The following is a 13,312-nucleotide window of genomic DNA, read 5'->3' as shown; positions in this document are numbered from 1 at the left end:
GATTCCCTTAAAATTATCTTTAGTATTGCCTTTTGCCTTTTGCCTTTTGCCTTTTGCCTTTTGCCTTTTGCCTTTTGCCTTTTATAGCATTTACAAATAGCTCATGGTTAATTCTTAATTCTTAATTCTTAATTCTTAATTCTTGTTTTATGAGCCAATTGTTGGTCAATCTCTCGATTCTATTTTCCCAACCTACGGGTATTGCTAACTATGCCGCTAATCTTTTTCCTTATTTAAAAGCTCTCGACCCTACCTTACTAATTTCTTCCACTGCGTCTAGCCGTTTCTGTAGTGCTACTACCTACAGTTGCTACCCAATTCCAGGGAATTTAAGCCCTGAACAAGGCACGAAAGGACATTTTCGTCGTCTGTTGTGGACTCAGTTTCAACTGCCGCGAATTTATAAAAAATTGCGAACGCATCTTCTGTTTTCTCCTGTTCCAGAAGCTCCCCTGTTCACCAATTGCCGCTATGTGGTAATGGTTCATGATTTGATTGGGTTACGGTTTCCCCAGGGTTTCTCACCCTTAACTACTTACCAACGCTACTATATCCCCCAAGTTCTTGCTCAAGCAGAACACATCATCTGTAACTCTAAGGCTACTGCTAGAGACCTTACTGACTTCTTCAAGATTCCAGCCGCAAAAATCACCCCGGTCTTACTGGCTTACGATGCCAATCACTATTATTATCAGGACTTACGCAAGTGCCCCCTAAATCCCCCAAATTTGGATCTCCCAAATTTGGGGGACTTTGACATCATTACCCCCCAGAATTGGGGGGCAGGGGGGCAAAACCAACTAAATTTCGTAAGTCCTAATTATCTGGATACAGTAGATGGGGAAAAAAATGGGGAAAACCAGGAAAATTGTCCCTATTTTCTCTACATCGGACGCCCAGACCCCCACAAAAACCTCCATCGGCTGATTGAGGCTTTCGCTGCTCTACCCAATTGTCAGGACTACCAACTCTGGATTGCTGGCGCAACGGATAAACGCTACACACCATTGCTGGAAGCCCAAGCGGAGGAACTGGATATATCCAGTCAGGTCAAATTCCTAGGATATGTTCCTCAGCACCAGTTACCGACCATGATTAGACATGCGATCGCATTTGTATTCCCCAGTCTTTGGGAAGGCTTCGGTATTCCTGTATTAGAGGCAATGGCTTGCGGTACTCCTGTAATTACAGCTAATCTCTCCTCCTTACCGGAAGTAGCTGGAGATGCCGCTATATTAATCAATCCTTACAACCCTGAAGAAATCACAGCAGCCATGGCAGCAGTAGCAACCGATTCTCAAATGCGATCGCATCTTCGTATGGCAGGTCTTGCTAGAGCCAGTGAATTTAGTTGGCAAAAAACTGGGCAAGCTACGGTAGAGATTCTAAATCATATAGCAAAGGGAATAGGGAACAGGGAATAGGGAACAGGGAATAGGGAACAGGGAACAGGGAACAGGGAATAGGGAACAGGTGATCAGGTGATCAGGTTAAAGGTTATAGGTTAACTGGTTACAGGTTAACTGGTTATTAAACCTTGGCCAAAAGGCCACGCAATCGCGTTCAACCTCTTAAACCTTGGCCTTTGGCCACGCAATCGCGTTCAACCTTCAACCTGATCAACCTTCAACCTTCAACCTGATCAACCTTCAACCTGATCAACATTTAACCTTCAACCTTCAACCTGATCAACCTTCAACCTGATCAACCTTCAACCTTCAACCTTCAACCTTCAACCTTTCCCATTAAAGCTTCATGGTTGCTTTACAAAAAACCTCTTAGATATAAAGCTTTTATAAAATTCCTTGGATTCTTGTCCTAATTACAGAAAAAATCTCACTAATGTAGTGAAGCCCAATCAAGACTGAAGCCCAATCAAAGTAAGAAGTGGTGTGACATGAACAAATTTTCTAGGTACACGATATCAACAGAAAGCCCAACCCAATCAAATCTACGCCGATTGGAACTATTGCTGGAGTATTGCCAACTGGCAGCCCGTCCAACTTTGTCTGTGTCAGACACCAACCGTATGGCTAAGATCCTCGAACTAGCTGAAGCTGACCAAATCCTTAGCCTGTTGATAGATAAAGCTGATCTAGTTATAGCCAAACACTTTAGCTGGCTGAGTGACAATGATATTGATACCTATAAAAACCAAATCGCCAAGTTGGAAGAGTATTTAGAAATCTTTGTTTCCCAGACATCACCTGAGACCAGTGAAACTCTACGTCATAAATTTGCTTGTTTCACTGGAAATCCTTAAGAATAACGTCAGCTATCAGCTATCAGCATTCAGCTATCAACGTGTCGCGTATCAGCCGTCAGCATTCAGCTATCAGCATTCAGCTATCAGCGTGTCGCGTATCAGCTATAGCAAGGGAAGTATAGTTTAGGACATAGTCTTTTGGTTGAAAGGGACTTCGGAGCAGGGAGCAGGGAGCAGAAGATGTCTTAAGCTTTACTTCGACTGCTATATCAGCTATCAGCTATCAACTATCAGCTATCAGCTTTTGAATAAAACCGGTAAGCATTGGTTTAATCTGAGTAAAGTCACAGCGCTTGTGGCCTGTGCCACAAAGCACCTCAAGCAGCGTGAGCCTTTAGCTCACGGCTGACGGCTGACGGCTGACTGCTGAATGCTTACAGCTTATGGGCTACAGATGGTGCTACAGATGGTGCTATCAGTTATCAGCTTATGGGCTACAGATGGTGCTACTTGACTTTTGAATAAAATAAGCTGACGGCACCTCAAGTAGCGTGGCCATTCCCGTAGCGTGGCCATTCCCGTAGCGTGGCCTTTGGCCTTGGCCAACGGCTGACGGCTGAATGCTTACCGCGAACGAGGTTTATTTGAAGCTGACGGCTGACAGCTGACGGCTGAATGCTTACTTCAGGATAAGCCATAGTCTTCGAGCATAGAGTTGTCGATATCAAAAAAATAGTCTCTCAAAACTTTTCTCATACGCTGATATCGTTTTCGCAAGGCTGCATTACTTGCCAAGTTCAGGCGTTCTTCAATTTCAATCCAGGACAATTCCTCCATCACTCGTAACACAAAAATATCAAAATCTAGAGGACTTACTAGTTGTCTAATATCTGATAGTATTTCCTTGACATATTGATCCGATAAATAATCGGAAGCATCATTGGAGCTAATCTGGTATTCTATAGCGCTAAACTCACGTTCTTTTTTCCAATGCTTTCCTTTCTTGGCAAAATGCTCTCTAATCACATTTAAGCAGGTTGTTCTTAGCCAAGCTGATGGATTTTCAATATGTTTTCCAGATTCAATTTTGCTAACTCCGCGAATATAGCTTTCAATAAAGATGTCAAAAATATCAAATTTGTGTTCAAGGTTGAACTGCTTGAGTCGGAATTCAATAAATGCAAACAGTCCTGATTTCTCTCGTTGGTTTAAAATAGAATTAACAGCGGCATCAAATTGTTTACGATTAGGGGACTTTGGAGGTTTTCTAGGTTGCATATAGTGTAGTTCCTCGGTAAAAATAAAAGCACATGATGCCCTGACTTTCAATTGTATTTGAGAAACCTTATAATCACTATTACTCACTTAGTGACGATTAAGTCTCGATTTGTGACATTGATAAGTAGGTAGAGTAAAATACATTCATCAAGGGTATAACCATGAAACAATCAGGTTACGGAGCTGTGTTGCCAAATTGGCATAAAAAATCTTTGCATAGGGGTGTTTTAGTATGCCTCCCTACTTACAGTTGTCCAAGAGTGACCCTAATAACTATAGCCCTTGTAATCATCAAGGAATTACCACATCAGTTGCCACATTAATTGTAGGTGCCCATGGCTTGGGCTCCCGATGCTTGCGGGCAATTCCCTGTGGTCAGCTCCCAGTCAGAACTGCTGTAGACGTAAGTGATGCGGATATGCTCTAGGATTATGTAGAAGCAGGTAGATTTTAGCCAGTCTGAGGGGTCTTGAATATCTTGTCCAGATTCAATTTTGCTAACGCCACGAAGACACCCTTCAAAAAGTATCTGGCCTATATCAAGTTCCTGTTCAAGATTGAAGTACTGGAGTTGGCGTTTAATAAATGTATATACCTCAGAGTTTTCTTTTTGCTTCCAGCTAGAATCAACTACTGCATCAAATTTTTGACGATTAGGGGATTTTAGGAGGTCTTGGGTTTGCATCGGGTGTACTTCCTCTAGAAAAATCAACATACAAAGTTAAGGCTTATTACTTCAGTTTTTCTTGAAAAAGCCTAATCATTATTCTTAATAAATAATGAGAAATAAGTATTGATTTGTGACACTGATCTAGACTAATCTAGTTTGAGCGGTCACCTAAGCCGCGACGCCCATGCTACACTTTCTGCAAACAGCGATCAGCCCCTAGACCTATACAGGCAAGGAGGTTAGGTTTGAGTTATAACCAAAAGCTCAGTTGACTTGAGGTGTCTTTCCAAAGTGGAAAGCCTGTAAGCACTCAGCTATCAGCGTGTCGCGTATCAGCCATTAGCCTTGGCCGTTGGCCACGCTACGCGAATGGCTACGTTACGGGAACAGTTTATGCGCTACACCCACGCTACTAGATCGGTGCTTTTGAATAAAATAAGCTGACAGCTGACAGCTGACGGCTGAATGCTTACGAAAGCATTGGCACCATTGTGTGTAGGTGTCTTTTTAGAGACATCCGTGGTGCCTAAGGTGCTCAAGGTGCTCACAGAGCAAGGCTTGATATTGATCCATATCAATTAGAATACCAAGTTTGCTTGCATCTGTGACAGTACTCGAAAGGGTACTTTTATTTGTTTTTATTTGTGTTACTCTTAAAGATCACTAACAAGTTTCAAGGATTTCTTTCTGCTCCCTGTTCCCCGTTTCCCGTTCCCATTGGCTGAATACTTACAAAGATTACTGACCCTTGAGCCTTTTTCCTCAAGAGGTGCAATCACCCACAGAAAGTCCTTTAGATCCCAACCATTCCCGATTGAATAGCCGTGACTGATAACGACCACCGCCATCACAAAGCACAGTCACAATTGTATGACCAGGTCCCATTTGTTTAGCCAGAGCAACAGCAGCTCCGACATTAATCCCGACAGACCCTCCCATAAATAATCCATCCCGGCTCAGCAACTGGTAAACTACCCGGAGACATTCGTGGTCATCAATTTGAATGGCATCATCAATGGGAGCCCCTTCCATATTGCCAGTAATACGGCTGTTACCGATACCTTCTGTAATAGAGTTACCTTCCGGTTTAATAACACCCGTCTTGACATAACTGTACAAACCGCTACCCATGGGGTCAGCCACCACACATTGAAGGTTAGGATTTTTTTCTTTCAAATACATCGCCACCCCTGCATAGGTCCCACCTGTGCCAGTTGCTGAGACCCAAGCATCAATTTTCCCGTCAGTTTGCTGCCACAGTTCTGGCCCAGTGGTTTCATAATGAGCCTGTCGGTTTGCCAGATTATCAAACTGATTCGCCCAGATGGCATTATCCATCTCTTGGGCAATGCGTCCAGAAAGCTTTACATAATTATTGGGGTCTTTGTAGGGTACTGCTGGCACTGGGCGAACTTCAGCTCCCAGGGTTCTGAGGGTATCCATTTTTTCTTGGGATTGAGTTTCCGGAATAATAATCAGGCACTTGTATCCCTTAGCATTACAGATATGGGCTAGACCAATGCCCGTATTGCCAGCGGTTCCTTCAACAACTGTACCCCCAGGCTTGAGTAAGCCTTTTTCTTCTGCATCTTTAATAATATAGAGGGCAGCTCGGTCTTTTACAGAACCTCCTGGATTGAGAAACTCCGCTTTCCCTAGGATTTCACAACCCGTCTCTTCGCTAAAGCTGTTTAAGCGAATAAGTGGTGTATTCCCAACTGTGTTAACAAAACCTGCTTTGATATCCATTTAAATCAAGTTTAAATTATAAAGAATGAAGAATTAAGAATGAATAATTAAGAATGAAAAATTAAGAATGAAGAATTAAGAATGAAGAATTAAGAATGAAGAATTAAGAATGAAGGATGAAGAATCCTTAATCCTTCATCCTTCAGACCTGATAATTATTTTATATCATGTCAGGATAATTACCCTGTCTTGATGCAGTCGCTCATGGGGGAAACCACGCCAGTTGCTCATGGGGGAAACCCCCAAGACCGCACTGGCTCCCCTGTTCCCTTGCTGCATCGCTTAATAAAAATCTCCCCCATCTCCCCATCTCCCCATCTCCCCATCTCCCCACACTTTTATTATGGGTATTCAACTGAACTTGATATTACTTGTTAGGTTGGGGTGTCATCCGCAGATAGGGCTTAATTACCTCATATCCTTTGGGAAACCGTTCCTTCAACTCTTCTGGATCTTTGATGGATGGTACAATAACGCAGTCATCCCCGTCTTTCCAGTTAACGGGAGTAGCGACTTTATAGTCATCGGTCAACTGTAGGGAGTCAATCACTCGCAGGATTTCGTCAAAGTTACGACCGGTGCTAGCAGGGTAGGTTAACACTAACCGCAATTTCTTCTGTGAGTCGATGACGAAAACAGAGCGTACGGTTAGGGTATTGTCAGCGTTGGGGTGGATCATATCGTAAAGGTCAGACACCTTTTTATCTGGATCCGCCAAAATCGGGTAGTTGACCGTTGTTGTCTGGGTTTCGTTGATATCTCCAATCCAGCCTTTGTGGGAGTCAACATCATCCACGCTCAAGGCTAGCACTTTAACATTGCGCTTCTCAAATTCGGGCTTGAGTTTAGCAACCATACCTAACTCGGTGGTGCAAACTGGGGTGAAGTCGGCTGGGTGAGAAAACAGCACCACCCAGCTATCTCCTGCCCATTCATACAAGTTAATCTCACCTTCGCTAGAATTCTGAGTAAAGTCGGGTACGGTATCCCCCAATCGTAGAGTCATGGCTAAATCCTGTTGCTATTTTTTCTTCTCAGGATAGTTATCGTGCCACAAAAGTCAGGTTTATCCGTCAGCTTTTAGATCTATTTTAGGATTTGCTTAGGACTTCGTTATTCAGCGGTCAGCGGTCAGCGGTCAGCGGTCAGCGGTCAGCGGTCAGCGGTCAGCCATTCGCCAATGGCCAAGGCTGATGCTACTTGAGTTGCTTATTTTATTTAAAGGTGCGCGTAGCGCATTAGCTGTTCGCGTAGCGTGGCCAAAGGCCTTTAGCTGATAACTGATAACTGATAGCGTATAGCTTACAAAGCAATATTTGTCAATGAACTAGGGTGGGAACTCCCCGTCTTCGGGAAAAAGTTTAGGTCTTGTGTCTGGACTTCGATATTATGAGATGATAGGAAACAAAAATTAAACTAAACCCACAGAGATTAATTTCTCTTAGTGCTGTGTTGTGTAAGTAAGGAGTTTTATGATGAGAAAATTGGTTCATCTGGCAGTGCTATGCCTTTTAGTGCTTAGCTTGGGGTGCTTGGGCTTACCCCAAAATGCGATCGCTTCCCCTATGTCTTCAGCAGACACATTTTCGTTAAATAACTTAACGTTGCCCTCATCTACCGCTTTAATCGCTCGGTCATCCAAGAAGAGCAATGCGGCTGATCGCAAGTTAGGCACGGAGTTTGGTAAGAAGACTGACCTGAACAATACTCCTTTGCGTAAGTTTCGCAAATATCGCGGATTCTACCCAACCTTGGCTCGTAAGATTGCTGATAATGCTCCCTACGAGTCAGTAGAAAAGGTCCTGGAGATTGAGGGACTCAGCGCAAAGCAGAAGAAAAAGTTACAAAAGCAAATTGATAAAGGTAATTTTACCGTGACTAAGACCTCAGAAGTTTATAATGCGGGCGACGATCGCGTTAATCCTGGCGTGTACTAATAACGCCATTGGTGGTTAGCTTTAAATTTTTTGTCTCCAGATAAAGCTTTTCTAGCTAAGCGCTTAGCGCTTAGCTAGATCAATCTTTTTAGGTTTTGAAGGGCTCTAACTCAGCTGAGCAGAAACACTAGCTGGAATAGTTTACAGTGCGTGCTTGTCCGTTAGGGTAATAAACTCCCAGATAGTTGTATTGATTATCCCTAAACATTCAAACACAATTGAACATAATTACTGTTGTCTGAATCCACTGACTGACTGTTACCCGACCTAGGGGATAAATCATTATCCAGCCAACTCTGACTACTACCTAACCTCAGATCATCACTAGCTAACCACCTCTGGAACACTTCCATGCGACCATCTTCTGGAGTAACTAGCTGATAGACTCTGAACCGCTTTTTTCCTTGGCTCTGATAACGAATACACTGCAAGCCATAACCGATTTTATCTAAGAAGCGCCTGATAATAACAATCGGAGTTGCTTTTTTAGCTAGTCCTATTCCGGTGATGGTTTTGATAGCACAACGGTTTGCTAATGCGATCGCAGCCATCTCCTGCAAGTCCTGATCAGTATTTTTGAGTTCTCGTTCCAGATTTTCTAATAGGATTGGTATCCCCAAAACTTTCATGGTACCAATCATTGCTCCTAGCACAGCACGATTGAAATCCGGTAGAAATATACTCCCTTGACCTTGCTCAATTAACAGTCGCGCTACCTTAGCATCCCGTTCTGCTAGATGTTGCCGACCGATGGTAAGAAAATAATGGAGCCGTAGCTGCTGATACCAGCCTTGGTCATCTTTGAGTACCAGTTCTGGTGTGACTGGGATGCGATAACGCTGCTGTAAATCGTACTTCCGTAGTGAGCGACGTTCGGATGGTTTTTTGACTAGGCGTTTGCTAATGTTTTGATATTGGCTATAACTGAAGTCTTGACTAGATGCGATCGCATTACACTCAGCCTGATAGTTTTGGTCTCTAACTTCAGTAATCGCGGCCATCAGAGCATTCTGTGCTCCCAACTCTTCCGCTTGGGGTGAACCCTTAGACTTCTTTTTCCCAGCTTTAGTGGAACTAGCTGGGGAAACATCCATCACCAGATGACCTTCAGCACGCAATCCTGCTAGCACCGATTCCCTATAGCTCACCATTGCCGCATTGAAGCGGACAGCCATTTTAGCCCAGCACATCAAGGATTCTGCTTGAAAGCCTGTATCTAAATCATCCACAGCATCGAAATCCGATTGTTGTAGCAACCGAATATTCATTTGGGTCAAACGCTGTCCAGATGCCAGCAGTGAGGATAGAGAGTTTGAGCCATTACCCACTCGATTAAAGCCATAAGGGGCTACCCAGATGAAGCGGGGTAGATTTTCTCGGATCCGCCCTAAGGTTTGTCTGACACTATTCTCTCCTTGCACCCCTTGGGCAATACACCACACAGAGGTGAAATGTCCCCGCAGATCAATACTCACTCCCGTTTCAATAGCAGGACTAGCTAATACAATGTCATACTCTCCTAAAACATCGTTCAGCTTATTGATACACCCCATGGCTGGATGACTGGTTTCACCAAGGGATTCCGAATCAATGCGCAATATCCGGAGGTCGGGAAATTGCTTTTTTAGGTAAGCTTCTAGAGTGCAAGTACCCCATTGGCTCTTCGGTTTTTGAGCCGAAAGACACACAAAGGGTTTGCCTCCTTGAGCAATGTGTGCTTCTAGCTCTCGCACTAGTCTTTTTGGTGTGCTATCGGTATAGTTATGAACTTGCCAGGACCCGTCAATGTTCGGTTTCCAGTCATTCTCAATGATGAAGGGTTCCAGGTCAACGCCAGACAAGGTCAGTAAGTAATCTATCGATATATCACTCAAGTCCGCATCCGCAATATAAACTTGACCAGACCCCCCCAAGACATTCTGGATTAGGGTTTTCAGGGATTTGAGAATAGCAACCCGATTACTCTGACAGGTGCTAGAGTTCAATCCATGCCAGAGCACTTGCTCCACTTCATCGATAATCACTACGCCATCAGACCAGTTAGCGGCATTGAAGCGAGCCTGAGAATTACCATGCAAGGAGTCGAGACATAAACCATAACCTAACACCCCTTCCTTCTGGTCATCCCTGACCTCAGTTATATACTTGATGCCAAAGCGTTGGCACAATGCTTCTACTAATCGCACCCGATGACCAAGCACCAATACCCATTGGTTTCGGGCTAGGGCTTGAGAGACAATTTTTTCCAGTAGTTGGGTTTTTCCAGTACCCTTAGGGGATTTAATCCCAATCAGTTGGGCTGTATCCGGAATCGGAAGTTCTTGCAGATAGCGGCAATTTACTTTAAGGTTAGCTCGATAGGTGAGCTGGGTTAGGGATTTAGCTTTCCAAGTATCCAGGGGGAGTGCTCGTTGGTAAACTTGCTCAAAGGTCTTCTGACCTTGATCAGCAATTAAATCATCTACCCCTTTGCCTAGCTGGGCATCCCAAGTTATTACCTTAACAGGGCAACCTGCTTGATTGAGCAGATATCCCATTCTACGAATGGCAGCATTGACAGCTTTGATGGTATTCGGTTTCGAGTCTTGGTCAAAGACTATGTAAATCGGTCGGTCCGGAGTCGCTAGTTTCCGTAGTTGAGGAATCAAGTCAGACTTGCCAATCCGATTTCCCTGGGCATCCCTACGGATTCGATACCCACCATTAATTCCTGGTAATGCGATCGCAGCGTAACCAGCAGTCAGTAAAGCTCCAGCTTTCTTAGCGCCCTCAGTAATACACAACGGAATCGAGGGGTGAGAGATTAGCCACTGCCAAAACCCTAGATCGGGTTGATTGTGGTCAAGGTCTGTGGGGAGAATAGTCAAATCATTGCGCTCAGCAATCCCTTGCCACAGGTGCAAAGGTACTCGCAGAGCAAACAAGCCTGTGGGGGTTTTGGGGGGATGTTCATATTTTATTAGCTTCCTAGTTTCCCCACTCTGACGGGGTTGGCTAGGTTTGAAACAGCCCCAAATATCTTCCTGACCAGTAAGCAAGTCAATACCAGAACACCACCATCCCCCTTGTTCGAGGTGTTGATAGCGTTCCAGAATCGAGTTTAGCAATCGACCATCATTGCGTCTGGGCAGGGAGTCGGAATAGAAGAGATACTCAAATGGGCTAGAGCCTTCGAGAGACCTTACATTGAGGCGAGTCAGCTGTTCATCAACACTACTAGCTGTCCACTCCTGGATATGGTTTATGGGTTTGGGGAAGACTCTGGCAGAGGTCACGCTATATCTAGTGGTTTAATCTTTAACTTAAGGAATATACCACTATTTGTGACCTAATAGTTGATTTTACTTAATGGTTTAGATTTTGTTTACAGTTGACCCTTGAAGGTTGATAGTACCATAAAATGATCACTGATCCCTACCATCGGATTACCAGTCATTAGTTATTAGTTATATCGGGATCCGTGTAGGAATTGTGATAATTTTTGTTCCCTACTCCCTACTCCCTACTCCCTACTCCCTATTCCCTGTTCCCTTTGCTATTGCACCATATTCCCATAGTCTGGGCGAGAGTTGGAAACGCCACTTTCACCCTCATTGCTCTAATTAGTCTTGCCCTAAGTTTAGGTCAAGCAGGTTGGTTTCGGTGGTTAGCGCTTCACATAGCTAATTGGGGATGTGGTCGTGGCCATTTGCTTTTCTCCTTAGTGATCCTAGTCGGGATGTTATTGAGCAATGTGTTTACTAACGTGGCCACGACCATAGTCTGGACAGCTGCTGTCATGGAAATTTTGCTGCTGCTTGGCTTTAGTGCCAAAGCTACTCTGGCATTTGTATTTACTAGTGGTTTTATTACCGATGCCGCTAGCTTGCTACTGCCGATGAGTAATCCAGTAAATCTGATTTATGTTGATTATTTACAGATTTCTTGGTTGCGCTATGTGATGGTGATGTTGCCAGTAACCGTTGCCACAATAGCTACTAGTATCATCATTCTCTGGTTCTATTTTGAACCCGAAATCCCCCTGACCTATAACCTTGCCCGTCTACCACCACCTAATCGTGCGATTCGAGATTCCTTAATCTTTAAATTGACTTTTCCTATTTTAGGACTACTCCTAATTGGTTACTTGTTCGCAAAAGTCCTAAATTTCCCCATTGCCTGGATTGCTGCTATGGCAGCTTTAGTGATGGTGGCATTAGCAGCACGTTCCTTTAACGGTCGGACTAGTAGACTTAGCTATATCTTACAGCTAGCACGTCAACTGCCATGGCGAATTATTTTACTTATCCTAGTGCTGTTTCTATTCGGCATCGGTTTGGACAATCTGGGCATAACTGCTCTGTTGAGCCAGCGGTTGGAAATCCTTTCTAATTGGGGACTCACTTTAGCAGCTAGTGGTAGTGGTTTCCTAGCCACATTTCTTGCCAGTGTACTCAACAATTTCCCAACACTACTGCTGAATGCTAAGGCAATAGAAAGCATTACGGATATTGATCCAGCTATCAAAGAAGTGATGATATATGGTAATTTAATTGGCTGCAACTTAGGAGCAAAAATTACTCCTTTAGGGAGTCTATCAACCCTACTTTGGTTGAATGTATTGGCTTTTAGAGGACTCCAAATAAGTTGGATTTATTATATTCGCTTAACTTTTATTCTTACCATGCCAGTTTTATTTATCAGCTTGCTGAGTTTAGCAATTTGGTTACCCTGGTTAATTGCTTAAGGATATAGCGCTTGTCAATTAGGTCAGGTACATTTTTTAGGGAGCAGGGAGCAGGGAGCAGGGAGCAGGGAGCAGGGAGCAGTAAATAGGGAATAGGGAAAGAATACTGTGTACATCATAGTTATTAAAAACGTTGTAACTAAAAATTTTATAGACTATAGATAGGAATTACATCGAGTTTTTTGCCATTAGCAATGATTACTCAAAACTATCCATAAAAAAAATATAAACTAGTGTCATTGGAAGCGTTTATAACACTACCATAAACTAAACCTGCTAGTGAGTACATTGATGGAAAAATTATTCAGAAACCAACGCCACAGGGAAAACACAGCACAATTCAAGGGGAATTAGTTACTGCTATTAATCTAGTAGTGAAGCAAGAACGAATTGCTCGTGCTTTTCCAGAACTTCGGTGTACTTTTGGTGGACGGTCAACCGTTCCGGATGTATCTGTGTTTGTTTCCCAGAGAATTCCTCGTGATGACAATGGCGAAATTGCCAATGTTTTCCAGGCAGCGCCTGATTGGACAATTGAGATTCTTTCACCTGACCAAAGTCAAACTAAGCTGACAAAGAATATTCTCCATTGTTTAACCTATGGTACGGCAATGGGCTGGTTGATTGATCCAGAAGAGCAAACCGTTTTCGTTTATCGTCCAAAACAGCAGATGGAAGTGTTTGATAAATCATATGAGCAACTTTATGTGCCATCCTTTGCTAGGTAATTAAGCATTACTGTGGGA

12 protein-coding genes and 1 pseudogene are annotated in these 13,312 nt (G+C 43.6%); 7 read left to right on the top strand and 6 right to left on the bottom strand.

Translation table 11 applies throughout. The features are described 5' to 3' along the window. Positions 1–149: 149 nt before the first annotated feature. The 3 genes from BJP34_RS34030 (at position 150) to BJP34_RS34025 (ending at position 2,263) form a co-directional block, all read left to right on the top strand. Complete coding sequence (locus BJP34_RS34030) at positions 150–1,424, top strand: glycosyltransferase family 4 protein (RefSeq protein WP_070396155.1); 1,275 nt, start codon at positions 150–152, stop codon at positions 1,422–1,424. 154 nt (positions 1,425–1,578) lie between these two features. Further along, positions 1,579–1,704, top strand: a complete 126-nt coding sequence (locus BJP34_RS49815) for a hypothetical protein (protein WP_267876439.1) — start codon at positions 1,579–1,581, stop codon at positions 1,702–1,704. A 193-nt stretch (positions 1,705–1,897) separates the two neighbouring features. Then, positions 1,898–2,263: a hypothetical protein gene (locus tag BJP34_RS34025; RefSeq protein ID WP_070396154.1), complete on the top strand. Its 366-nt coding sequence runs from the start codon at positions 1,898–1,900 to the stop codon at positions 2,261–2,263. A gap of 485 nt (positions 2,264–2,748) precedes the next feature. Here the strand turns inward: BJP34_RS34025 and BJP34_RS45190 are convergent, their stop codons facing one another. The 4 genes from BJP34_RS45190 to BJP34_RS34010 all read right to left on the bottom strand — a co-directional run bounded on the left by BJP34_RS45190 (position 2,749) and on the right by BJP34_RS34010 (position 5,903). Further along, positions 2,749–2,904 (bottom strand): hypothetical protein, encoded by a 156-nt coding sequence (locus BJP34_RS45190; RefSeq protein WP_158517633.1) that lies wholly within the window; start codon positions 2,902–2,904, stop codon positions 2,749–2,751. After that, complete coding sequence (locus BJP34_RS34020) at positions 2,891–3,484, bottom strand: RNA polymerase sigma factor (RefSeq protein ID WP_070396153.1); 594 nt, start codon at positions 3,482–3,484, stop codon at positions 2,891–2,893. Before BJP34_RS34020 ends, BJP34_RS45190 begins: the two co-directional genes overlap by 14 nt. A gap of 319 nt (positions 3,485–3,803) precedes the next feature. Beyond that, the gene (locus BJP34_RS34015; RefSeq protein WP_149031336.1) at positions 3,804–4,169 is read right to left on the bottom strand and encodes a hypothetical protein; all 366 of its coding nucleotides are present in this window, start codon (positions 4,167–4,169) and stop codon (positions 3,804–3,806) included. A 747-nt stretch (positions 4,170–4,916) separates the two neighbouring features. Further along, positions 4,917–5,903, bottom strand: a complete 987-nt coding sequence (locus BJP34_RS34010; protein WP_070396151.1) for a cysteine synthase A — start codon at positions 5,901–5,903, stop codon at positions 4,917–4,919. 192 nt (positions 5,904–6,095) lie between these two features. On the opposite strand from BJP34_RS34010, the gene BJP34_RS45185 reads away from it, so the two are divergent. Further along, on the top strand, positions 6,096–6,281 hold the full coding sequence (locus BJP34_RS45185; RefSeq protein ID WP_158517632.1) for a hypothetical protein: 186 nt from the start codon (positions 6,096–6,098) through the stop codon (positions 6,279–6,281). Here BJP34_RS45185 and BJP34_RS34005 read toward each other — a convergent pair. After that, a complete protein-coding gene (locus BJP34_RS34005; protein ID WP_070396150.1) occupies positions 6,271–6,909 on the bottom strand; it encodes a peroxiredoxin in 639 nt (212 codons plus the stop codon). The genes BJP34_RS45185 and BJP34_RS34005 overlap by 11 nt on opposite strands. 469 nt (positions 6,910–7,378) lie before the next feature. Between BJP34_RS34005 and psbU the strand changes: the two genes are divergently transcribed. Continuing rightward, a complete protein-coding gene (gene psbU / locus BJP34_RS34000) occupies positions 7,379–7,840 on the top strand; it encodes a photosystem II complex extrinsic protein PsbU (protein ID WP_070396149.1) in 462 nt (153 codons plus the stop codon). A 200-nt stretch (positions 7,841–8,040) separates the two neighbouring features. On the opposite strand, the gene BJP34_RS33995 is transcribed toward psbU, so the two are convergent. Then, positions 8,041–11,115 (bottom strand): plasmid replication protein, CyRepA1 family, encoded by a 3,075-nt coding sequence (locus tag BJP34_RS33995; protein WP_324610992.1) that lies wholly within the window; start codon positions 11,113–11,115, stop codon positions 8,041–8,043. A 206-nt stretch (positions 11,116–11,321) separates the two neighbouring features. Between BJP34_RS33995 and BJP34_RS33990 the strand changes: the two genes are divergently transcribed. Both BJP34_RS33990 and BJP34_RS33985 read left to right on the top strand, forming a co-directional pair. Beyond that, a complete protein-coding gene (locus BJP34_RS33990) occupies positions 11,322–12,566 on the top strand; it encodes an ArsB/NhaD family transporter (protein WP_229424161.1) in 1,245 nt (414 codons plus the stop codon). A 233-nt stretch (positions 12,567–12,799) separates the two neighbouring features. Then, positions 12,800–13,294, top strand: a pseudogene (locus BJP34_RS33985) (Uma2 family endonuclease). Positions 13,295–13,312: the final 18 nt, after the last annotated feature.

Source organism: Moorena producens PAL-8-15-08-1, from assembly GCF_001767235.1.
GTDB classification, from domain to species: Bacteria; Cyanobacteriota; Cyanobacteriia; order Cyanobacteriales; family Coleofasciculaceae; genus Moorena; species Moorena producens_A.
This window is presented reverse-complemented; position numbering and strand designations above follow the sequence as displayed.